The organism is Devosia albogilva (assembly GCF_042685625.1).
GTDB classification, from domain to species: Bacteria; Pseudomonadota; Alphaproteobacteria; order Rhizobiales; family Devosiaceae; genus Devosia; species Devosia albogilva.
The window spans coordinates 619698-639205 of record NZ_JBHUNP010000001.1; the positions used below are offsets into that span (position 1 = coordinate 619698).

At 65.2% G+C, this 19508-nt stretch carries 22 protein-coding genes; 9 read left to right on the top strand and 13 right to left on the bottom strand.

What is annotated here, in order from left to right:
* Positions 1–56: 56 nt before the first annotated feature.
* Positions 57–887, bottom strand: coding sequence for a sulfite exporter TauE/SafE family protein (locus ACFSX5_RS03125; RefSeq protein WP_386831677.1), 831 nt, complete (start codon positions 885–887; stop codon positions 57–59).
* A complete protein-coding gene (locus ACFSX5_RS03130; RefSeq protein ID WP_386831679.1) occupies positions 887–1309 on the bottom strand; it encodes a secondary thiamine-phosphate synthase enzyme YjbQ in 423 nt (140 codons plus the stop codon). Before ACFSX5_RS03130 ends, ACFSX5_RS03125 begins: the two co-directional genes overlap by 1 nt.
* Positions 1310–1556: 247 nt before the next feature.
* On the opposite strand from ACFSX5_RS03130, the gene ACFSX5_RS03135 reads away from it, so the two are divergent.
* The 4 genes from ACFSX5_RS03135 (at position 1557) to ACFSX5_RS03150 (ending at position 6626) form a co-directional block, all read left to right on the top strand.
* Positions 1557–3971 carry an OmpA family protein gene (locus ACFSX5_RS03135; RefSeq protein ID WP_386831681.1) on the top strand — a complete coding sequence of 805 codons (2415 nt, stop codon included), beginning with the start codon at positions 1557–1559 and terminating at the stop codon, positions 3969–3971.
* A gap of 255 nt (positions 3972–4226) precedes the next feature.
* On the top strand, positions 4227–4628 hold the full coding sequence (locus ACFSX5_RS03140) for a hypothetical protein (protein ID WP_386831683.1): 402 nt from the start codon (positions 4227–4229) through the stop codon (positions 4626–4628).
* Between the two features lie 193 nt (positions 4629–4821).
* Positions 4822–5505: a tellurite resistance TerB family protein gene (locus ACFSX5_RS03145; RefSeq protein WP_386831685.1), complete on the top strand. Its 684-nt coding sequence runs from the start codon at positions 4822–4824 to the stop codon at positions 5503–5505.
* A gap of 83 nt (positions 5506–5588) precedes the next feature.
* Positions 5589–6626, top strand: a complete 1038-nt coding sequence (locus ACFSX5_RS03150) for an LLM class flavin-dependent oxidoreductase (RefSeq protein ID WP_386831687.1) — start codon at positions 5589–5591, stop codon at positions 6624–6626.
* Here ACFSX5_RS03150 and ACFSX5_RS03155 read toward each other — a convergent pair whose 3' ends face one another.
* The 7 genes from ACFSX5_RS03155 to dnaG form a co-directional block, all read right to left on the bottom strand.
* A complete protein-coding gene (locus ACFSX5_RS03155) occupies positions 6627–6848 on the bottom strand; it encodes a hypothetical protein (RefSeq protein WP_386831689.1) in 222 nt (73 codons plus the stop codon). It lies immediately after the preceding gene.
* A 94-nt stretch (positions 6849–6942) separates the two neighbouring features.
* The gene (locus tag ACFSX5_RS03160; RefSeq protein ID WP_386831691.1) at positions 6943–7233 is read right to left on the bottom strand and encodes an HlyU family transcriptional regulator; all 291 of its coding nucleotides are present in this window, start codon (positions 7231–7233) and stop codon (positions 6943–6945) included.
* 21 nt (positions 7234–7254) lie between these two features.
* Complete coding sequence (locus ACFSX5_RS03165; RefSeq protein ID WP_386831693.1) at positions 7255–7533, bottom strand: DUF2442 domain-containing protein; 279 nt, start codon at positions 7531–7533, stop codon at positions 7255–7257.
* Positions 7530–7739, bottom strand: a complete 210-nt coding sequence (locus ACFSX5_RS03170) for a type II toxin-antitoxin system HicA family toxin (RefSeq protein WP_386831695.1) — start codon at positions 7737–7739, stop codon at positions 7530–7532. Before ACFSX5_RS03170 ends, ACFSX5_RS03165 begins: the two co-directional genes overlap by 4 nt.
* The gene (locus ACFSX5_RS03175; RefSeq protein ID WP_386831697.1) at positions 7736–7939 is read right to left on the bottom strand and encodes a type II toxin-antitoxin system HicB family antitoxin; all 204 of its coding nucleotides are present in this window, start codon (positions 7937–7939) and stop codon (positions 7736–7738) included. Before ACFSX5_RS03175 ends, ACFSX5_RS03170 begins: the two co-directional genes overlap by 4 nt.
* Positions 7940–7957: 18 nt before the next feature.
* The gene (gene rpoD / locus ACFSX5_RS03180) at positions 7958–10015 is read right to left on the bottom strand and encodes an RNA polymerase sigma factor RpoD (protein WP_386831699.1); all 2058 of its coding nucleotides are present in this window, start codon (positions 10013–10015) and stop codon (positions 7958–7960) included.
* A 178-nt stretch (positions 10016–10193) separates the two neighbouring features.
* Entirely contained in the window at positions 10194–12131 is a 1938-nt protein-coding gene (gene dnaG, locus ACFSX5_RS03185) for a DNA primase (protein WP_386831701.1), read from the bottom strand.
* Positions 12132–12191: 60 nt separating this feature from the next.
* Here dnaG and ACFSX5_RS03190 point away from each other — a divergent pair, with 60 nt between their 5' ends.
* Complete coding sequence (locus ACFSX5_RS03190; protein ID WP_386831703.1) at positions 12192–12584, top strand: hypothetical protein; 393 nt, start codon at positions 12192–12194, stop codon at positions 12582–12584.
* 3 nt (positions 12585–12587) lie between these two features.
* Here ACFSX5_RS03190 and ACFSX5_RS03195 read toward each other — a convergent pair whose 3' ends face one another.
* Entirely contained in the window at positions 12588–13151 is a 564-nt protein-coding gene (locus ACFSX5_RS03195; RefSeq protein ID WP_386831705.1) for an HdeD family acid-resistance protein, read from the bottom strand.
* Between the two features lie 222 nt (positions 13152–13373).
* Between ACFSX5_RS03195 and ACFSX5_RS03200 the strand changes: the two genes are divergently transcribed.
* The gene (locus tag ACFSX5_RS03200; RefSeq protein WP_386831707.1) at positions 13374–14522 is read left to right on the top strand and encodes a GGDEF domain-containing protein; all 1149 of its coding nucleotides are present in this window, start codon (positions 13374–13376) and stop codon (positions 14520–14522) included.
* Here ACFSX5_RS03200 and ACFSX5_RS03205 read toward each other — a convergent pair.
* Entirely contained in the window at positions 14519–14980 is a 462-nt protein-coding gene (locus ACFSX5_RS03205) for a GatB/YqeY domain-containing protein (protein WP_386831709.1), read from the bottom strand. The genes ACFSX5_RS03200 and ACFSX5_RS03205 overlap by 4 nt on opposite strands.
* A gap of 185 nt (positions 14981–15165) precedes the next feature.
* On the opposite strand from ACFSX5_RS03205, the gene carA reads away from it, so the two are divergent.
* Genes carA through ACFSX5_RS03220 form a run of 3 tightly spaced genes read left to right on the top strand, consistent with a single transcriptional unit; the run spans position 15166 to position 17402 of the window.
* Positions 15166–16371, top strand: a complete 1206-nt coding sequence (gene carA / locus ACFSX5_RS03210; RefSeq protein WP_386831711.1) for a glutamine-hydrolyzing carbamoyl-phosphate synthase small subunit — start codon at positions 15166–15168, stop codon at positions 16369–16371.
* A gap of 18 nt (positions 16372–16389) precedes the next feature.
* Entirely contained in the window at positions 16390–17097 is a 708-nt protein-coding gene (locus ACFSX5_RS03215) for an AzlC family ABC transporter permease (RefSeq protein ID WP_386831713.1), read from the top strand.
* Positions 17097–17402, top strand: coding sequence for an AzlD family protein (locus ACFSX5_RS03220; RefSeq protein ID WP_386831715.1), 306 nt, complete (start codon positions 17097–17099; stop codon positions 17400–17402). The genes ACFSX5_RS03215 and ACFSX5_RS03220 overlap by 1 nt, the downstream gene beginning before the upstream one ends.
* On the opposite strand, the gene ACFSX5_RS03225 is transcribed toward ACFSX5_RS03220, so the two are convergent.
* Positions 17399–17896: a cupin domain-containing protein gene (locus ACFSX5_RS03225; protein WP_386831717.1), complete on the bottom strand. Its 498-nt coding sequence runs from the start codon at positions 17894–17896 to the stop codon at positions 17399–17401. The two genes, ACFSX5_RS03220 and ACFSX5_RS03225, sit on opposite strands and share 4 nt — an antisense overlap.
* A 73-nt stretch (positions 17897–17969) precedes the next feature.
* Positions 17970–19496, bottom strand: a complete 1527-nt coding sequence (locus tag ACFSX5_RS03230) for a glycosyltransferase family 32 protein (protein ID WP_386831719.1) — start codon at positions 19494–19496, stop codon at positions 17970–17972.
* Positions 19497–19508 lie beyond the last annotated feature (12 nt).

The following is a 19508-nucleotide window of genomic DNA, read 5'->3' on the forward strand; positions in this document are numbered from 1 at the left end:
GGCTTGGCGGTGGGGGCGGACCATAACCGTAGTCACCCGTCCCCACCGTGCTCGATTCAGCCTGCCACGACCTTCCAGAGCATGTTGAGCCCAACTGCCACCAGGAACGCGGCGAACACATATTTCAGCGTCTTCTGGTCCAGCCGGTGCGCCAGGGCCGCCCCCAGCGGCGCAAATACCGCCGCCAGCACCCCGACCAGCACCAGCGCCATCAGGTTCACATAGCCGAGGCTGAGCGGCGGCAGCCCCGTCTCGCCCCACCCGGAGATCACGAACCCCAGCGTTCCCGACAGAGCGATGGCAACCCCGATCGCGGCCGAAGTGCCCACCGCCGTGTGCATGCTCGAGCCGAACGCCACCAGCGTCGGCACGGTGAGCGAGCCGCCCCCGATCCCCATCAGCGACGAAATATAGCCGACCACGAAGGCCGAGATGCGGTGCGTCAGCCCCGAACCGTGCAGGTGCCCCATCACCTTGGTCTGCAGCCCCGTCACGATGTTGAGGGCGATCACGAAGGCCATCACTGCGAACACGATGCGCAACACATCGCCCGAGTACCAGCCGGCCATCAGCCCGCCGATGAACGTCCCCGCCACGATGAACGGCACCCACAGCTTGAACACGCTCATGTCCACCGCACCGCGCTTGTGGTGCGAGCGCGCGCTCATGATCCCGGTCGGAATGATGATGGCGAGCGAGGTGCCCACCGCCACGTGCTGCACCACCTCGGCGTCGTAACCGAGCAGCAGCAGCGCATTGCTGAGCGCCGGCACGATGATCGCCCCGCCGCCGATGCCGAGCAGCCCGGCCGCAATGCCCGACATCACCCCCGTTGCCATCAGCCCCAGCACGAACGGCCAGTAGCTGGCGATCTCGCTCCACTCCATCATTCTTCTCCGATCAGGTGCAGCACCACCTCGCGCCGGTGCGGGCGATGCCGGTGCTCGAACAGGTAGATGCCCTGCCAGGTGCCGAATACCGGTCGGCCATCGGCCACGGGGATACCGATGGACGTCTGCGTCAGCGCCGCCTTGATATGCGCCGGCATGTCGTCGGGCCCTTCCGTCGTGTGCACCAGCCAGTCCATGCCTTCGGGCACCAGCCGCCGGAAGAAGCCGCCGAGATCGGTCTTCACGTCGTCGTCGGCGTTTTCCTGGATCAGCAGCGAACACGAGGTGTGCCGCACATAGACCGTCAGCAGCCCCGTCCGTATCCCCGAGGACGCAACGAACCCCCGCGCCTGCCGCGTGAACTCGTAGAGGCCCTGCCCGCTGGTTCCGATGGTGAGCGTGTCGATGTGCTGGTGCATGCCCCTTGGCTATCACGCACCGCCGCGACTCGGGAGCCTGCTCCGGCGCGAACCGTCCATCGGCCACAATCGCGACATCATCGGCCCCGAGCCTGACCCGACGGAACCATGCCGAAGCACCCTGCGTTGCCGGGATTGCGGGGGGTACCGCCAGTTCAGACCGAGACAGCGACCGTTCAGTTTGAGTTCAGGAACGGGTCGCGATGCTCGGCGTCAAGCTTCAATGCCCACAACAAGGGACAAAAATATGCGCCTCAGAAATTGGCTCCTTACCGGCACCAGCATCGGCCTCATGGCCCTGGTGCCGATGTCAGTGCGCGCGCAGGACGGCGAGGTGGTCGCGGCCTACCAGGCTTTCGCGGCCGCCCAAGCCTCCGGTGACGCTGCCGCGGTCGAGGCCGCGCAGACCGCACTGAACGAAGCCTGCATCGTCGCTGGCTTTGCCAGCATCGACGAGTGTATCGCTGCCGCCACCGGTGCCGCCCCCGCCGCAGAGGCCGCTCCGCCGGCCGAAGAACCAGCGCCGGCACCCGAGCCTGAGCCTGAACCCGCGCCGGTAGAGGAGCCGGCGGCAGAGCCTGAGCCGACACCGGCTCCCGAGCCAGCCCCGGAACCTGAACCTGACCCCGAGCCTGCGCCAGTGGAGGAGCCTGCACCGGAGCCCGAGCCTGCACCGGAGCCAGAGCCGGCTCCTGTCGAGGCTCCTGCTCCCGAGGTTGCTCCAGAACCCGCTCCCGAGCCTGCCCCCGAGGTCATGGAGGAGCCTGCTCCTGCAACTGAGCCGGCGCCGGTCGAAGCCCCTGCTCCCGAGGTTGCTCCGGAACCAGCGCCCGAACCCGCGCCAGAGGTCATGGAAGCGCCTGCTCCTGCGGCTGAGCCGCAGCCTGCCGAAACCCCGACGAGCGAGCCGGTCGTTGAGCAGCCCGCGGCCGAACCAGCCCCGGCGACCGACCCTGCCCCCGCGGCTTCGGCCGATATCTCTGCCGACCTGCAGGCGCAGATCGACGAGTACAATCAGGCCGTCGCCGACGCGATGGCTGGCGGCGACGTCGCTGCAGCCCAGGCTCGCCTGGATGCCGCACGTGCCCAGATCGATGCTCTTTGCGCCGGCGCCGGTTTCGCCAGTACCGAAGAGTGTCTTGCCAATTACGGCCTGTCGCTGCCGAACGTGACGCTGCCGGGCGCCGAGCCGGCCAACCCGGACACGGTTGCCCCGGCTGATCCTGCAGCTCCGGCTGATCCAGCCGCTCCTGCTGATCCGGCAGCGCCTGCTGCTGATCCGGCTGCCCCTGCCGCTACCGATCCGGCCAATGTGGCCCCGGTGGACCCCGCGACCCAACCCGTCGAACCGGTGCCCGAAGGCGTGACCGGCGAGGCCGCTCCGCTGACCGACTCCGCCAAGGAAGAAGTCCTGGCTGCTCCGGCCGAGGCTGGCACCACTGCCGAACCGGCACCCGGCGCCGATCCGGCAGCAACGGAAGCGGCTCCTCCGGCCGTGGAAGCGGTGGTCGTCACCGAGGAAACCCTGCCCGAGAGCGATGAAGCCGCCCAGGCGGAAATCATGCGTGCGATCGCCGCCGAGCCTGCTGTGGCTGCCGAGGCCGAAGCGGGAACGGAAGTCACGGCGACCGGCAACACCACGGTGACCCAGACTGTTGTCAATAACTACGTCAACAACATCACCAACATCACCAACAACACCACGACGACGAACAATACCGTGGTGAATGGTGACGTGACCAACGTCACCCAGAACAACGTCCAGCAGAACAACATCACCGTTGTCGAGCAGGCTCCTGTTCAGGTGGATACTGGCGATCTCATCACCCAGGTCATCCTGCAGGTGGGCTCGCAACTGATCGTCAACTCGATCGGCGCCGACACCGCCCGCTTCTATGACCCGCAGCAAGACGAGATCTACTACGAAAACCTGAGCAACGGCCGGACCCGCGAGACCATTACGCGTCCGGACGGCACTCAGATCGTCACCGTCCGCAACCGCAACGGCGACGTGCTGCGCCGCACTCGCATCACGCCGGACGGGCGCGAATATGTGCTCGCCCAGTTCAACGAGCGCTATTACGACCAGCTGGTTGAATGGCGTGATCCGGCCGCGGACCTGCCGCCGCTCCGCCTCAACATCCCCGTGCAGGAATATGTGCTCGACGCCCGCGATGCCGACGAGGAAGAGTTGGAAGTCTTCTTCAGTCAGCCGCCGGTGGAACAGGTCGCGCGCCTCTACTCCATCGACGAGGTCAAGCGCTCGGCCCGCGTTCGCGACAGCGTCCGCCGTCTTGAGGTCGGCAACCTGACCTTCAACACCGGCGAGGCCACCATCAGCCGCGATCAGGTCGGTGCCCTGTCCCAGGTCGCCAACGCCATGCTGGCCCTGATCGAACAGAACCCGGTAGAAACGTTCCTGATCGAGGGCCACACCGATGCCGTCGGGTCGGACATCTCCAACCTGCGCCTGTCGGACCTGCGTGCGGCGACTGTCGCCCGTATCCTGACCGACTTCTACGGCGTGCCGCCGGAGAACCTCGCGACCCAGGGCTATGGCGAGCGGTACCTCAAGGTCCGCACCGAAGCAGCCGAGCGCGAGAACCGTCGCGTCACCATCCGGCGGATCACCCCGCTGGTAACAGTGGCCGCCAACGGCTGATCCGAGAGATCACTTCCAACAAGAAGGCCGGGCAAATGCCCGGCCTTTTCGCTTCCCCTCTTGCAGCTTTGGACCTGCTGCGGCGCCTCCGGACCACAAATGTCCAAATATCGCCATAATCAATATCGCGCGATCCAGCGGCAACCCATTGTCCCCAATGAACAATCCTGACTGAATTTCGTGATCACAGGTTTGGGAACGAATGAAAATCGCCAACGTTCTTTCGGCCATACGGTAACACAAAGGAGCGAAATCATGGCAACCCCTGACCGCGATACCGTTTATACCAACGATGGCAACCGCACCGTCTATACTCGGGAATCGAGCGGCACGGGCTGGTTTGTCGGCATCATCGTCGCCCTGGCCCTTCTGGCCATCGGCTACCTCGTCTTTTCGGCCAACTCCGGTCCGTCGACCACCTCGGTTGACGTGAACGGTGCGCCGGTCACCACCGAAGCTCCGGCTGATCCGGCCATTGCCCCGGCCCCGATGACCGAAGCTCCGGCCGCTACGCCTGACGCTGCCCCGATGACCGAGGCTCCGGCCGCTGATGCAGCCCCTGCTGCTGATGCCGCTGCTCCGGCCACCGATGCGGCTCCGGCTGCTGACGCTGCTGCCCCGGCCGAGACCACCACTGCCCCGGCCACCGGCGGCTAACACCTCGATGCCCCAGCCCCTCCCTCTGCGGGCATCGTCCAAGGCCCTGGCGCAAGCCAGGGCCTTTCCCGTTTTCGCGTTCATTCGAACGCCATGTTCCGTTCATCTTCGTTCATCTGGAGGTCAGCGAGGCGCAGTCTTGTAACGGGCCCGGCGCTTCCCCAAATGCGAACGCACAGCCAAGGGAGACCACATGTTCAACATCGACCAGATCGTCAAAGCCCTCCAGACCGATCCGAATGCGCAGAAAAACGCCATGAGCGGCGCCGCCGGCCTCGCCGCCGGCATGCTTCTCGGGGGTGGTGGTCTCGGCAAGATCGGCAAGGACGCCGTCAAGCTTGGCGCCCTGGCCGCCGTCGGCGGTCTCGCCTACCAGGCCTGGCAGAAGTATCAGGCCGGCCAGCCCGGCGCCTCCTCCGCTCGCGAGGACGCTTTCATCCCCTCCACGTCTGACCAGCACGCGCAGGAAGAACTCGGCAAGACCCTCGTCCGCGCCATGATCGCCGCCGCCAAGGCGGATGGCCGTATCGACGCCGACGAGAAGGAGAAGATCTTCTCCCGCCTCGAAGGCATGTCGCTGTCGGCCGAGGAAAAGGCCTGGGTCTTCGACGAACTCTCGAGCCCGCTCGACATCAACGCCGTCGTTGCCCGTGCCGACACCCCCGAGCACGCGGCGGAGATCTACGCGGCCTCGCTGGTGGCGATCACCGCCGACACCGCCTCCGAGCGCGCCTATCTCGATGCGCTCGCCAGCAAGCTCCGTCTCGACCCCGCTTTGGTGTCCGAGATCCATGCCGCCGCCGGTGAAAAGGCGCCCGAGCCGTCCCCCACGCCGGTATCCCCCTTCGCCTACACTCCGTCGGGCAGCAACGTCTGAGCCCATCGACGCGCGGTCACACCCATGTGCGTTCTTGATCGCGCGTCCGTCCGGCTCCATGTCGGGCCAATACGGAGGTCACCATGGAACTCGGACTTTACTCTTTCGTCGAGAACACGCCGGATCCGCTGAACGGCGACCACCTCCAGTCTCCCGCCGAGCGGCTGCGCGATCTGCTCGAGGAAATCGAGCTCGCCGACCAGCTCGGCCTCTCCTTCTTCGGCATCGGCGAGCACCATCGTCCCGACTACGTCGCTTCCTCCCCGGCCACCATTTTGGCCGCCGCCGCAGCGCGCACGAAGTCGATCCGGCTCTCCACCGCGGTGACCGTCCTCAGTTCCGAGGACCCGATCCGCGTGTGGCAGCAATTCGCCACCATCGACCTGATCAGCAACGGTCGCGCCGAGATCATGGCAGGGCGCGGCAGCTTCATCGAGAGCTTCCCGCTCTTCGGCTACGACCTCAACGACTACGATGATCTGTTCGAGGAGAAGCTGGCCATGCTCCTCAAGATCCGCGAAGGCGGCGCGGTGCAGTGGCCCGGCAGCAAGCACACCAAGCCGATTCCCGGGATCAACATCTATCCCCAGCCCGTCCAGCAGCCGATCCCGCTCTGGATCGCCGTGGGCGGCACCCCGAACTCGGTAGCTCGTGCCGCCTATTACGGCCTGCCGCTGATGATCGCCATCATCGGCGGCCAGCCGCGCCAGTTCGCACCGCTGGTCGATTTCTACCACCAGACCACCGCCAAGGTGGGTCACGCCGGCAAGCTGAAAGTCGGCGTCAGCGGCCACGGCTTTCTCGCCGAAGACAGCCAGGCCGCCCGCGACATCGCCTTCCCGTCCCACAGCGCTACCATGAGCCGCATCGGCAAGGAGCGCGGCTGGCCGCCCACCACCCGCGCCCAGTTCGACGCCGGCGCGACGCCCGAGGGCGCCTATTACATGGGCTCCCCGCAGGAAGTCATCGACAAGATCCTGATGCAGCACGAATGGTTCAAGCACGACCGCTTCGGCCTGCAACTCAGCGTCGGCACTGTCCCCCACGACAAGGTCATGAAGGCCATCGAGCTCTATGGCACCGTGGTGAAGCCAGCCATCGACAAGGCGCTGGCACCCTGATTACTTGCCGCTGCGCTTGATGCTCTTGATCGCCAGCGGCGGCTGGCCGGATTTTTCGGCAATCGCCCGGTCCTGCTCTTCGATGGCGGCCTTTGCCGGCTCGTCGCCATCGAGCCCACCAAGCAGGCTCGCATCCACCTTGCGGTTCGAGCGCTGCGAACCGTCTTCATAGATCACGTCGAACAGGACGAACTCGGTCCTGGCCGTTGGTTTCCTGGCCATTTGCAAACTCCAATACTGATAGGCCCCCGACTGGGGGCGGCAAGCCGCGGTCGCGGCGCAATTCTGCCTGGCTGAAAAGCTGGAACGCCTCCGCTTAGCGGAAGATGCCCTCGCCCTGCTCGTCGATGATCTGCCGGCCCTTGGAGAGCGCCAGGGCGACGAGGTCGTCACGCGAGCTCATCCGGTCGGCCCGCACGAAGCGGTAGGTCTTGAGTTCGCCATCGACTTCCTTCTCGATGGTGCCCGCGAGCTGCAACTCGCTGCCGGCCTTCATCTCGATCGCCTTGATCAGGAAGCCCTTGTAGGTTTCTTCCCCGAAGACCTTGTCTCCGGCTTCCGCATTGGTCTCGGCTCCACCGCCAAACAGCCTCTTCAGGAACGACATGCCGGTCTCCTCGTCTTTTTCTTAGCGTCGCGCCCGCGGTATCACGAGCTCGCCCCGCTTTTCCATCTCTTCGCGCAGCCAGCCCGGCGAGATGTCGAAATGGTTCGGCCAGGTCGGCACTCCGTTGGCGAGCCCCACCTTGCCGAAATAGCTCCGCTCCCGCAGCGGCTCGGTCCCCTCGCCCCGCTCGCCCAGCATCGGCGCCGCATCGAACGTCCCGTGGCTCCCGTCCGAAAACGTCACCACCAGCCGGAACGGCACAACCGCCCGGATGGCCGTGACTTTGAGAGGCGCTGTCATCGCAGCTCCTCCTCTTCTATGTCGGCGATCCTGGCAAGATGCCGCAGCAAACCCGTTTTCAGTGGCGTGTTCCCGTGGATCGGCAGCGATATCCGGGCCTGGTTGCCGGAATGCCCATAGATATGGTGGCTTCCATTCACCCTGAGTAGCGTCCAGCCGCGGCGTTCCAGAATCCGTGCGAATTCACGCCCGGTGATAGACCTCATACGGCCAGGTCCAGCGTTCGCTCGAACCCTTCCGTCACCGGATCAACGGGATCGACCGCGAGGCACCCTATGATCGCCTCGCGAATGTTGTCGTCCAGTTCCGCCAGTGTCTCACCCTGGCTCACGCAACCAGGGATCGCCGGCACCTCGGCCCAGAAACCGCCCTCTTCCGCTTCGTGCACGATGATCTTGATCTTCATGCCCTTTGCCTCCGTGGCCTAGTTGTCCAGGAAGCTCCGCAGCTTCCGCGACCGGCTCGGGTGCTTCAGCTTGCGCAGCGCCTTGGCCTCGATCTGGCGGATACGTTCGCGCGTCACCGAGAACTGCTGGCCCACTTCCTCGAGCGTATGGTCGGTGTTCATGCCGATGCCGAAGCGCATGCGCAGCACGCGTTCTTCGCGCGGCGTCAGCGACGCCAGGACGCGGGTCGTGGTCTCGCGCAGGTTCGACTGGATCGCCGCATCGATCGGCTGGACCGCATTCACGTCCTGGATGAAATCGCCGAGGTTGGAATCTTCCTCGTCGCCGATCGGCGTTTCGAGCGAGATCGGCTCCTTGGCGATCTTGAGCACCTTGCGCACCTTGTCCAAAGGCATCTGCAGCTTTTCGCTGAGTTCCTCCGGCGTCGGCTCGCGGCCGATCTCGTGCAGCATCTGGCGCGACGTGCGGACGATCTTGTTGATCGTCTCGATCATGTGCACCGGAATGCGGATGGTGCGGGCCTGGTCGGCAATCGAGCGGGTGATCGCCTGCCGGATCCACCAGGTGGCGTAGGTCGAGAACTTGTAGCCGCGCCGGTACTCGAACTTGTCCACCGCCTTCATCAGGCCGATATTGCCCTCCTGGATCAGGTCCAGGAACTGCAGGCCGCGGTTCGTGTACTTCTTGGCAATCGAGATCACCAGGCGCAGGTTGGCCTCCACCATCTCCTTCTTGGCGATGGCGGCCTCGCGCTCACCCTTCTGCACCTTGTGCACGATGCGGCGGTACTCGGCGATGTTGAGGCCGGTCTCCGTCGCGAGCGTCGCGATCTCGCCGCGCAGGTCGCGAATGGTGTCGGCCTCGCGGCGCGCGAACTCGGCCCACGACTTGTCGGTATTGGCAGCAAGCGCCGATTCCCAGGCCGGATCGACTTCCTTGCCGTAGTAGCTCTCGAGGAACTTGTCGCGCTTGACGCCATAGCTCTCGGCCAGGCGCAGCAGCCGGCCTTCAAGCTTCACCAGGCGCTTGTTGATGTCGTAGAGCTGCTCGACCAGGCTCTCGATACGGCTGTTGTTGAGCGACAGCGACTTCACGTCCGCAATCACGACCGAGCGCAGTTCGGCGACACGGCTCTGCTCGGCCGCCGACATCGCCACGCTGCGATCCTCGGCGTGCTTGTCCTGCAGCTCGCGCATCTCGCCATAGGCTTCGGCGATGCGGTTGAAGGTTTCCACCACCTGCGGCTTCAGCTCGGCTTCCATCGCCGACAGCGACAGGGCGTTGTCGAATTCGTCGTCGTCGTCCTCAACCGGGTCCTGCGGCGGCTGCGGCTCGTCGGGGACGTAATCGTCGTCCTCGTCGCCGGAAGCACGCTTCGGTGCCGGCTTGGCCTTCTCGGCCACCGGCTCCGGCTTCGCTGCCGGGCGTTCCACCGGCACTTCTGGCGCCGCCTGCTTGGCATCGGGACCGGCATAGGTCGCTTCGAGGTCGATGATGTCGCGCAGCAGAATCTCGCCGGCGGCGAGCTGGTCGCGCCAGATGATGATGGCCTGGAAGGTCAGCGGGCTTTCGCACAGCCCCTCGATCATCGTCTCGCGGCCGGCCTCGATGCGCTTGGCGATGGCGATTTCGCCCTCGCGGCTGAGCAGCTCCACCGAGCCCATCTCGCGCAGATACATGCGCACCGGATCGTCGGTGCGGTCACTGCCCGCCTTGGTGTTGGAGGTGGTCGATACGGCCGTGCCGGTCGACGGCGCGACTTCCGTGCCGCTGTCGTCGTCGTCCTTCTCGACCTCGGTCTCTTCGACCTCGTCCTCGTCAACGACATTGATGCCCATGTCCGAGAACATGGACATGAAATCCTCGATCTGCTCGGAGGACACTTCCTCCGACGGCATCACCGCGTTCAGCTCTTCATAGGTCACGTAGCCGCGCTTCTTGGCGACTTTGATGAGCTTCTTGACGGCCGCATCGGAAAGATCGAGCAGAGGGGAGTCGGTCGTCGCCTCGGGGGCGGCACCGGCTTCCGGCTTCTCGGTTTCCTTGCTCGTCTTTGCTGCTGCCTTGCTGGCCATCTCGTACTCCGTCGGTGCCCGCGAAGCCCGGGCCCGGGTAAGGCTTTAGGTGGTGACACCTCAAGGCAAGGTAAAGGTGCGCTCACCCAGGCGTTAACGCCCAGCCGAACACACGGTTCGCTCCGCATGGCGAGTCGCCATGCACAAAATCGCACGACACCGCCGCTCCCCGGTTTCCCTAGAAGCTGCGCGTCGCGCGTCCTGATAGCGAACCAAAGCCTTCGATCAATGCCTCTGTGCCATCGACAGTGGTAATCTGGTTCTTGATGTCTCGCAGCCGTTCAAAGGTTTCATCGCTCGGGTCTTCGCCCAGCGCGGCTTCGGCTGCCTTGAGTTCCCTATTTAGCTGAACTTTCTTGTTATGCAAGGCCAGCGCATGACTCAATCCGATCTCGGCATCGGCCAGCGCCGTCTCCGGCCCGATCTGCCACACGCCCTGCCGCATCAGCGTCTGCGCCATGCGCTCGAGCGTCGGCCCATGCCCCCGCACCCCTAGCGCCGACTTGAGATCGGCCGCAGAAATATCGTGGTGCCGCACGACGAGGTTCAAAAGATCCCCCAGGACTTTCTGGGCCACCGTGGTCTCGAGGTCGAGCGCCGCCAGCACCTCGAACTTGTCCTCCACCAGCGCCGGATGGTTGACCAGGCTGAGCACGATTGTCGCCTCGCGCGGCGTCGCCTCCGCCACCGCCCCCTGCTTCAGCAGGCGCGAATTGCGCAGCGTGTCCGACACCACCAGCCGCGGCGTCCCCGCCCGCGGATAGCCATAGGCGCCGCTCTGGCCGTAGCGCGGCTGCCCGCCGCCCCGCTGCTCGAACCGGCCCTGCCGAACCGGCGCCAAAAACGCCCGCAGCTTCTCATCGAACGCCTGCGCATAATGAAAGCGCACCGTGCTGTCCTGGATGGAGTTGGCGCGGTCCCTCAACCGCGCCTGCAGCGCCGCTCGTGCTTCCGGCGTCTCCGGCACGAGGCCACCGGTCTCGAAGCTCCAGATCATGTCCGACAGCGATCGCGCCCGCTCGATCACATCGGCGAACGCCGCCCGCCCCTGCGCCTTGATCAGGTCGTCCGGATCCTGCCCCTCCGGTAGCGTCGCAATGCGAACCGTGTAGCCCGGCTTGAGGTGCGGCATCACCATGTCGGCCACCCGCTCCGCCGCCTTGAGCCCGGCCTTGTCCCCGTCGAAACACAGCACCGGATCGGGGCTCATCCGCCACAGGAGCTGCAGGTGCTCCTCGGTCATCGCCGTGCCGAGCGGCGCCACCGCGCCCTCGAAGCCCGCCGTCACCGCCGCGATCACGTCGAGATACCCCTCGACCACGATGACGGTCCCGCCATCCCGCGCCGCCTGCCGGGCAGTCTGCCCGTTATAGAGCGTGTGCCGCTTCTTGAAGAGTTCGGTCTCAGGCGAGTTCAGGTATTTCGCCGGGACGTCCGGCGACATCGCCCTCCCGCCGAAGGCTATCACCCGGCCCTTGAAGTCGGTGATCGGGAACATCACCCGGTTGCGGAACCGGTCATAGGGCAGCGGATCGTCCTCGCGGGTCGCCACCAGTCCGGTGTCGATCATTTCCTGCGCCGTCACGCCATTGGCCGCGAGGTGCTCCTTGAGCCCATTGCGGCTGTCGGGCGCAAACCCGATGCGGAATCGCTGCTGCGCCTGTGCCGAAACCCCGCGCTCGAACAGGTACCCCCGCGCCCGTGCCCCGATATTGTGTGCCAGCGCTGCCTCGAAATACTTGGTCGCCAGTTCCATGACGTCGAGCAGGCTGCGCTGCTGCGCCGCCCGCCTTTCGCTGCGCTCGTCCCGCGCCGGCATCGGCACGCCGGCCATGCCGGCGAGCTTCTCCACCGCTTCGGGAAAGCTCATTCCCGCCTTTTCGGTCAGGAAGCGGAAATGGTCGCCCGACGCCCCACAGCCGAAGCAATGGTAGATGCCGCGCCGGTCATCGGCGTGGAAGCTCGGGCTCTTTTCGGCGTGAAACGGGCAGCAGGCCCACATGTCGCCTTTGCCGGGCTGTGACTTGCGCTTGTCCCAGACGACGTGCTCGCCCACCACCTGCGTGATCGGCAGGCGCTGTCGGATCTCGTCAAGAAAGCTGTCGGAAAAGCGCATCAGCGATTAGGTAAGCATTCCGACCCGCCGAGTCACCAGCAACCAGCTTATCCACAGCCCATGCCAGCCATTCGCTTCCCGCTCCCCGCGCTGATCCTGATGACCACCCTGCCCGCGGCGATGATCGGCGCCACTCTGTGGGTCGTCTCCGACCTCGTGCCCGCCTGCACCATCACCGAAGAGACCCGCAGCACCGCCCCCGATGGCCAGTTCGATCTCGTCACCTTCTCCCGCAGGTGCGGCGACGATACGCCCGCCAACATCCAGGCTGCTCTGGTCCCTCCCGGGGAGCCCATTCCCGATGATGCGGCGAGCTTCTTCTCGCTGGCTGCCGACGCCGATCTCCAGCCCCGCTGGGACGCCTATGGCAATGTCGAACTGACGCTGCCGGAAGGCGCCGAGCCCCTCCGGCAGGACGACACCGTTGCCGGCATCAACGTGGTCTACCGCTAGCGCCTAGCCCGCCTTGCTGCGCTGGTAGAGCCGCCAGGCCCAACCCAACAGGCCGATGGCAAAGAACACCAGCAGCACGCCGCCGAAGATCACCGCCACCGAAGCGCTGAGCAGCGGAAAGAACAGGAACACCAGGCCGAGCAGAACATACGAAATGCCCGAGAGCACCACCGGCCAGATGCGCGCATAGCTCTCCCGCTCGCGCACCACCACCACGATCTGCATGATGCCGACCACCAGCGCTGCCAGCCCAACCAGCGTCGCCATGAAGGTCACGGTAAACACCGTCGCCAGCAGCGGGCTCAGCAGGATCAGCACGCCGAGGATCAGCGACAGCGCGTTGCCGACCACGTCGAACCAGTAATTGCCGCTCTTGCCGCCGCCGAAGGTCAGGCTCCATAGCCCGAGGGCACCGTCCACCACCAGCAGCACGCCGCCTGCGATCACCAACACCGTCAGCGCTGCATCGGGAAAGACGACGGCGTAGAGCCCCGCCAGGAGCATCAGCACGCCGCGCAACGCGGTCGCCACCGCGAACCGCCGCTTCGTCTCCGCTGAGATCGCCATCTGTTTCCCCTTTCGCTCACCTAACGGTATCTGAACCTACACCTTGCAGCGGCTTTGTCACGGTCCCGGCCGCAGCAATGGTCACATCGAATTCCTCGCTTTCTCACTGTCGCCGCTAAGATTTTGCTCACCAGTTTCGGATTAGGCACGCCCACCGTAAGCCACAGATGCCGTATCCAGGCAGAGGCAACATGCGAGCGGCATGACCGGAGCGGGGGCGCCGTGCCGATAGACAACGACTCATTGATGATTGCCATCGCCGTATCCGGCGCGGCGCTGACGCTCGTCTTGGTGATCGCCTGGCTGAATTCGCGTCGCGATTCCTACCTGTTCAGTTGGACTGTCGGCATCACCTTCGTCGTCGTTGCACTTTTCGCATTGGGCATGCGCAACGGCGCCTATGACCTTGTCCACCAGCTCGTCCCCTTTGCCCTGCTGCTGGTCGGGTTGAGTGCGGTACTCGTCGGGGCCTTCCAGTTCCGCCACGGCCGCGCGCCTATGGTTGCCTTGCTCGTCCTGCTCGCCATCGCCGAAGCCGCGGTCGTCATTCCGATGCTGCTCGGCTGGTCCGGCGTTGGCACCATCGCCTTGAACGCCGCCTGCGCGCTAATCATGGCGCTGTGTGCCTGGCAGTATTGGGCCGGCCGCGCCGAGTCGCCGGTGGTCCTGACCGTCAACGCCATGATCTACGCCGTCACCGGTGCCAGCTTCCTCGCCTGCGCCGTCGTCCTCGTAGCTGATCAGAGCTGGGTGCTCACTGCCCCACCATCGAACTGGGCCGAAGAGTTCAATGCGCTCATGGCCATTGTCGGCCTCACCGGTGTCGGGTCGCTCTCGCTGACCCTCAATCACTCCCGCATGGCCCGCCGCCACCGCGAAGAAGCCAACACCGATTCGCTCACCGGCGTGCTCAACCGCCGTGCCCTGTTCGATCGCTACGAGACCATGGATTTGCCGGCCGGCACCGCCGTGCTGATGTTCGATCTCGACCATTTCAAGCAGATCAACGATCACCGTGGCCATGCCGCCGGTGATCGTGTGCTCCAGCACTTTGCCGAAATTTTGCGCGCCGACCTCCGCCCTACCGACGTGGTCGCCCGCCTTGGCGGCGAGGAGTTCTGCGCCGTCCTCACCGGCCGCGACCGCGAGGAGGCTACGGAGGTCGCCGAGCGCATCCGCCGGTCCTTCGAGCAGGCTGCCATTCCGATCGGCAATGGTGCCGGCGCTGCCACGGTCAGCATCGGCGTCGCCATCAATGGCCCTGCAGAAAGCTTCTCTTCGACGCTGAGCCGCGCCGACTCCGCCCTCTACAAGGCCAAGCAGGGCGGCCGGAACCAGATCCGCGCCGCCGCCCTTCGCCTCGTCGCCTAGGCGCTGGCTTCCGCGAGCGCCGCGCGCACCTTGCCGCTCGCCTTGCCGAAGTCGATCCGGCCCGGATATTCGGTTTTGAGCTGCGCGATCACCTTGCCCATGTCCTTGGGGCCTTCCGCACCGGTGGTGGCAATCGCCGCTCGGATCGCGGCATCCACTTCGTCCTCGCTGAGCCCCCTGGGCAGGAACTCGTTGAGGATGTCGATTTCTTCCTTCTCGACCGTGGCAAGGTCCGCGCGCCCGGCCTGGGCATAGATCGCGAAGCTCTCCTCGCGCTGCTTCACCATCTTCTGAACGATCGCGAGAATTTCCTCGTTCGTCGCCGGCCCGCGATTCTCCTGGCGGATGGCGATGTCCTTGTCCTTGATGGCCGCGTTGATGGCCCTGAGCGTCGCCGTGCGCCGCTGGTCACGGGCCTTGAGCGCCTGCTTGAGCCCTTCGCTGATCTGGTCGCGCATTGTCTTTTTCGACCTCCTTGCCATGTCCTGAGCGGGCACCATATAGGCATGAAACGCCGGTCGCGCCACTTGCGCGGCTTCGCCGAGCCTCTTAAGAGGAGGCCTCAACCACATCGACCCGGGCGCGTTTCAGGACAAGCACGAGCTTTCCTGCGCATTGCGCGACCCAAACCTGGAGACCCACCGTGACCGGCTGGCAGCAATCCCCCGCGACCGCACTTCTGATCCTGTCGGACGGGACCCGCCTCGAGGGCCGCGGCATCGGTGCAATCGGCCACGCTGCCGGCGAAGTGTGCTTCAACACCGCCATGACCGGCTACCAGGAGATCCTGACCGACCCATCCTATGCCGGTCAGATCATCACCTTCACCTTCCCCCATATCGGCAATGTCGGCACCAACGACGAAGATATCGAGACGGTGAACATGGCCGCCCTCTCCGGCGTCCGCGGCGTCGTGCTCAAGGCCGACATCACCAATCCGTCGAACTACCGCGCTGCCGAAAAGCTCGATGCCTGGCTCAAGAAGCGCAACATCGTCGGCATCGCCGGTGTCGACACCCGCGCCCTGACCGCCCGCATCCGCGAAAACGGCATGCCCAATGGCGTCATCGCCCATGAGCCTTCCGGCATGTTCGACGAGGCCTCGATCATGGCCGAGCTCAACGCCTTCCCCGGCCTCGAAGGTCTCGACCTCGCCAAGGAAGTCACCACCGCCCAGACCTATCACTGGGACCAGACCGGCTGGCAGTGGGACAAGGGCTACGGCACCGTCGAAAACCCCGATTTCCACGTCGTCGCCATCGACTTCGGCGCCAAGCGCAACATCCTGCGCTGCCTCGCCGACCAGGGCGCCAAGGTCACCGTCGTGCCCGCCACCGCCACCGCCGAGGAAGTGCTGGCGCACAATCCCGACGGCATCTTCCTGTCCAATGGTCCGGGCGATCCGGCCGCCACCGGCCAGTACGCGGTCCCCACCATCCAGAAGCTGATGGAAACCGGCAAGCCGATGTTCGGCATCTGCCTCGGCCACCAGCTCCTCGGCCTCGCCCTTGGCGGCAAGACCGGCAAGATGCACCAGGGCCACCACGGCGCCAATCACCCGGTCAAGGATCTCACCACCGGCAAGGTCGAGATCACCTCGATGAACCACGGCTTCGCCGTCGACTCGGAGAGCCTCCCCGCCGGGGTCACCCAGACCCACATCTCGCTGTTTGACGGCTCCAATGCCGGCCTTGCTGTAGAAGGCAAACCGATTTTCTCGGTTCAGTACCACCCTGAGGCCTCACCGGGACCGAAAGACAGCCATTATCTGTTCACTCGTTTCCTGAATCACGTCCGTGAGCAGAAGGGCATGTCTCCCCTCCCCGAGCACAAGCCGACTGCCGCTTAACCCCACGAAAGCCGTGGCATGAACCGCAGCGACATCCTCGCCGGCATCCGCAGCGGCCTCGTCGTTGCCGTCTCCGCGGCGCCGTTCGCCGTGCTTTTCGGCGCGATCGCGGTGGAAAACGGCCTGACCGTCTTCGAAGCCGGGTTGATGAGCGCCACCGTCTTCGCCGGTGCTAGCCAGTTGGTAGGCATAGAACTTTTCGGCAGCCACGTCCCCGGCTGGCTGATCGTCCTGTCGGTTCTGGCGGTCAACTTCCGCCACATCCTCTATTCCGCCGCCGTGGCCCCGATCTTTGGCCGCTACAGCCTGCCTCAGCGGCTCCTCGCCTTCTTTCTTCTCACCGACCCGCAATACGCCGACCTCGCCCGCCGCCACGAGGCGGGCCTGTCGACCAGCCCGACCTGGTACTTCACCTTCGGCGCCATCATGTTTGCCCAATGGGTCGGCTTCAGCATCCTCGGCGCCTGGTTCGGCGGCCTGCTCGGTGACCCGCAGACCTTCGCCATCGACGTGCTCCTGCCGATCTACTTCCTCGGCCTCGTCGTCGGCTTCCGCAAGCGATCCGGCTTCTACCCCGTGGTTGTCGCCAGCATGGTCGGCTCCATGCTCGCCTACTATTTCGTCGGCTCCCCCTGGCACGTCAGCATCGGCGCCGCCGTTGGCATCCTGGTGGCCACGCTCCTGCCCCTGCCTGCCGCTCCCGCAGTACTGGCGGAGGAGCACTGATGACCGACACGGCCATGTTGCTGCTGATCCTGTCTGCCGCCGTCGCGACTTACCTGACGCGCATCGGCGGCTACATCCTCATCACCCGGATGAACACCATCCCGCCGCGGATGCAGGCGGCCCTCAACGCCGTTCCCGCGGCCGTGCTCACCACGCTATGGGCACCCGCCTTCTTCACCGAAGGCTGGGACATCAAGCTGGCGCTGATCGTCGCCGGCCTGGTGTCGCTCCGCTATCCGGGCCTCGCCATGCTCTTTGCCGGCTGGGCCACCACCATGGTCGCCCGCCACCTCTTCGGCCTCTAGCGCCACAGCTCCAGCAGACCGCCCTTGCGCAGCACCGGGTCACTCTCCGGCAACGGCAACTTGGCTATGTTCTCGTCCGCCTTCGGTCGGTCCTGCGGCTGTCCGCGCAGCGTGTCGTAATCCTCCTGTCCCGGCGGATAGGCGGCCACCACCATGAAGTCGGTGCTCGCCACCACGCGCTGGTGCGCCACGCCAGCCGGGATCACCACCACATCCCCGGCCTCCACTCGGACCTCTTCCCCCTCGGGCCCGCCGAACCGCAGCGTCGCATGTCCCTTGGCAACGCCCAGGCACTCATGGCTCTTCGAGTGGTAGTGATGGAAGGTGAAGATCGTATCCCGCCACTGTGGCGGCCAGCCGTTTCCGTCGAACAGCCGTTCCAGCGCTTCCGGCCCCTCCCCTTCCGCCACTCCGCGATAAAGCAGCAGCGGCAGCCGGCTATTGGGGAAAACCCCATCATCCTCGAACCGCATCTCGACGATCTCGACAGCCATCACATGCTCCCTCGATGGGTAGCCACCACCCGCGGGCGCCGCTCCCCCACCTCTTCACCCTTCAGGGGCCGCTTCAGCGGCTGGTGACCACGGTTCGGTTCGGCAGCGCCGCAACCTCGAAGCCGGCATCGCGTACCGCAAGCGCGAATGCCCGAGAGCCACGGTGTGCCTTGTACGCCTCCTCCGGAAACCGAACGCCGGCAGCGATCACCTCGTTGCGGACCAGCAGCACATCGGCTCCCACGATCGTCACTGGCGCAACATTGAGATAGCGGAAATCTCTCAAAGGCTTCGCCGTGCTGCCCGCAGCAACCTGCATGTCGCCCTCGCGCCCGCCCGAACGATACAGCGATTTGAAGATGTCCTTGTTGTAGAGCATCGTCGCTTCGTTGCGATCCTCGCCGTCGGCGCCAACCACCTCAAGTGTCATCACCGGCCGCCCGGCCGTCACCAGAGCCTCCAGTGTTCCCTCCGGCATACTCTGCAGCCGCCCGTCGAGCAGGACACAGTCCCGCCCCCGCGCGGCGTCCAGCATGGCGTTGCGCCGCCGGGCAGCTTCGGCTTCGGCCGGATAAACCTCAAATCCCAATCCAGCCTCGGCCAGGGCGGTGCTCATAGTACCGACCAGATCGGGCGCGCCGCCGAACAGTCCGATCGAGATCTTGCTTTTCGGATAGCTCGACTGCACGAGAACTGCAGCGATCTCCTCTGCGCCCGCAGCAAGATCCACAGCCACAAACAGCTCCGGCCAGTCGAACGGCGCCACCTGCAGTTGCCTGTCATAGCTCCGTTCGGGCCTACTGAATTCGGTGCTTGCCAGGGCCTTGTTCCGCCTGCCGCGCCACCACCACTGTATCTGGTTGGGCAAGCGCCAGAATTGCGGCCCCTTGTAATAGACCGGCATGAACCACGAATTGCGCCACAGATGCGACACCAGCGCCGGCTCACCGCGCCCGATGATTCGAAACTGCTGCTCCAGGGCCTCGGCATAGGCATCTGAAGTAGGGGAAGGCGTGCCCCAACCCGATAGCGGGCTCCACAGGTTGGGCAGCAGGACATCCGGCCGCTCCTCCCGCGGCGCACAAAGCGCGACCCCATTCACGAAACGCGGCCCCGTTGCGTCGACGACATCGCTTGTTGCCGAACATCGCGCCAGAGCGTCGATGCAGCGCTGCCAGAACACATGCCCCGGCACCGATCCCATGAACGCGTTGCAAAGCACGAATGGCATGCCGCGATAGCGTCCGTCATTCTCCTCGACATGAATCTCCGGCTCCGCACCGACGAAGCAGGCGGTCTCGGCACAAAGCCGATCGATCTTCCCTTTGGGCAGCATGTCGAGGTCGGCATAGATGCCGCCTTCATGGTGCAGCACGAAAAAGCGCCAGGCGTCGGCCCGGAAGATCCCCGAGCCATATCCATCGAACACCGCGAGGTGTTCCGGATAGTGTTCCGCCACCAGCGCCCGGATATCCGCATCGTCCCAGAGCTTGAGTTCCCAATCCGGATGCGTGCGCGCCCACTCGTCCCAGGTTCGCTGGGCGAATTTGGTGAGCGTCTTGGTCTTCCAGGTGAAATGGATGATCTTGGGTATGCTCACAGCGGCTCCGGC

What these genes read in the sequence shown, in the direction of transcription:
- ACFSX5_RS03125 (WP_386831677.1), bottom strand. Translation starts at nt 887, where the DNA reads ATGGAGTGGAGCGAGATCGCCAGCTACTGGCCGTTCGTGCTGGGGCTG.
- ACFSX5_RS03130 (WP_386831679.1), bottom strand. Translation starts at nt 1,309, where the DNA reads ATGCACCAGCACATCGACACGCTCACCATCGGAACCAGCGGGCAGGGC.
- ACFSX5_RS03135 (WP_386831681.1), top strand. Translation starts at nt 1,557, where the DNA reads ATGCGCCTCAGAAATTGGCTCCTTACCGGCACCAGCATCGGCCTCATG.
- ACFSX5_RS03140 (WP_386831683.1), top strand. Translation starts at nt 4,227, where the DNA reads ATGGCAACCCCTGACCGCGATACCGTTTATACCAACGATGGCAACCGC.
- ACFSX5_RS03145 (WP_386831685.1), top strand. Translation starts at nt 4,822, where the DNA reads ATGTTCAACATCGACCAGATCGTCAAAGCCCTCCAGACCGATCCGAAT.
- ACFSX5_RS03150 (WP_386831687.1), top strand. Translation starts at nt 5,589, where the DNA reads ATGGAACTCGGACTTTACTCTTTCGTCGAGAACACGCCGGATCCGCTG.
- ACFSX5_RS03155 (WP_386831689.1), bottom strand. Translation starts at nt 6,848, where the DNA reads ATGGCCAGGAAACCAACGGCCAGGACCGAGTTCGTCCTGTTCGACGTG.
- ACFSX5_RS03160 (WP_386831691.1), bottom strand. Translation starts at nt 7,233, where the DNA reads ATGTCGTTCCTGAAGAGGCTGTTTGGCGGTGGAGCCGAGACCAATGCG.
- ACFSX5_RS03165 (WP_386831693.1), bottom strand. Translation starts at nt 7,533, where the DNA reads ATGACAGCGCCTCTCAAAGTCACGGCCATCCGGGCGGTTGTGCCGTTC.
- ACFSX5_RS03170 (WP_386831695.1), bottom strand. Translation starts at nt 7,739, where the DNA reads ATGAGGTCTATCACCGGGCGTGAATTCGCACGGATTCTGGAACGCCGC.
- ACFSX5_RS03175 (WP_386831697.1), bottom strand. Translation starts at nt 7,939, where the DNA reads ATGAAGATCAAGATCATCGTGCACGAAGCGGAAGAGGGCGGTTTCTGG.
- rpoD (WP_386831699.1), bottom strand. Translation starts at nt 10,015, where the DNA reads ATGGCCAGCAAGGCAGCAGCAAAGACGAGCAAGGAAACCGAGAAGCCG.
- dnaG (WP_386831701.1), bottom strand. Translation starts at nt 12,131, where the DNA reads ATGCGCTTTTCCGACAGCTTTCTTGACGAGATCCGACAGCGCCTGCCG.
- ACFSX5_RS03190 (WP_386831703.1), top strand. Translation starts at nt 12,192, where the DNA reads ATGCCAGCCATTCGCTTCCCGCTCCCCGCGCTGATCCTGATGACCACC.
- ACFSX5_RS03195 (WP_386831705.1), bottom strand. Translation starts at nt 13,151, where the DNA reads ATGGCGATCTCAGCGGAGACGAAGCGGCGGTTCGCGGTGGCGACCGCG.
- ACFSX5_RS03205 (WP_386831709.1), bottom strand. Translation starts at nt 14,980, where the DNA reads ATGCGCGACCAGATCAGCGAAGGGCTCAAGCAGGCGCTCAAGGCCCGT.
- ACFSX5_RS03215 (WP_386831713.1), top strand. Translation starts at nt 16,390, where the DNA reads ATGAACCGCAGCGACATCCTCGCCGGCATCCGCAGCGGCCTCGTCGTT.
- ACFSX5_RS03220 (WP_386831715.1), top strand. Translation starts at nt 17,097, where the DNA reads ATGACCGACACGGCCATGTTGCTGCTGATCCTGTCTGCCGCCGTCGCG.
- ACFSX5_RS03225 (WP_386831717.1), bottom strand. Translation starts at nt 17,896, where the DNA reads ATGGCTGTCGAGATCGTCGAGATGCGGTTCGAGGATGATGGGGTTTTC.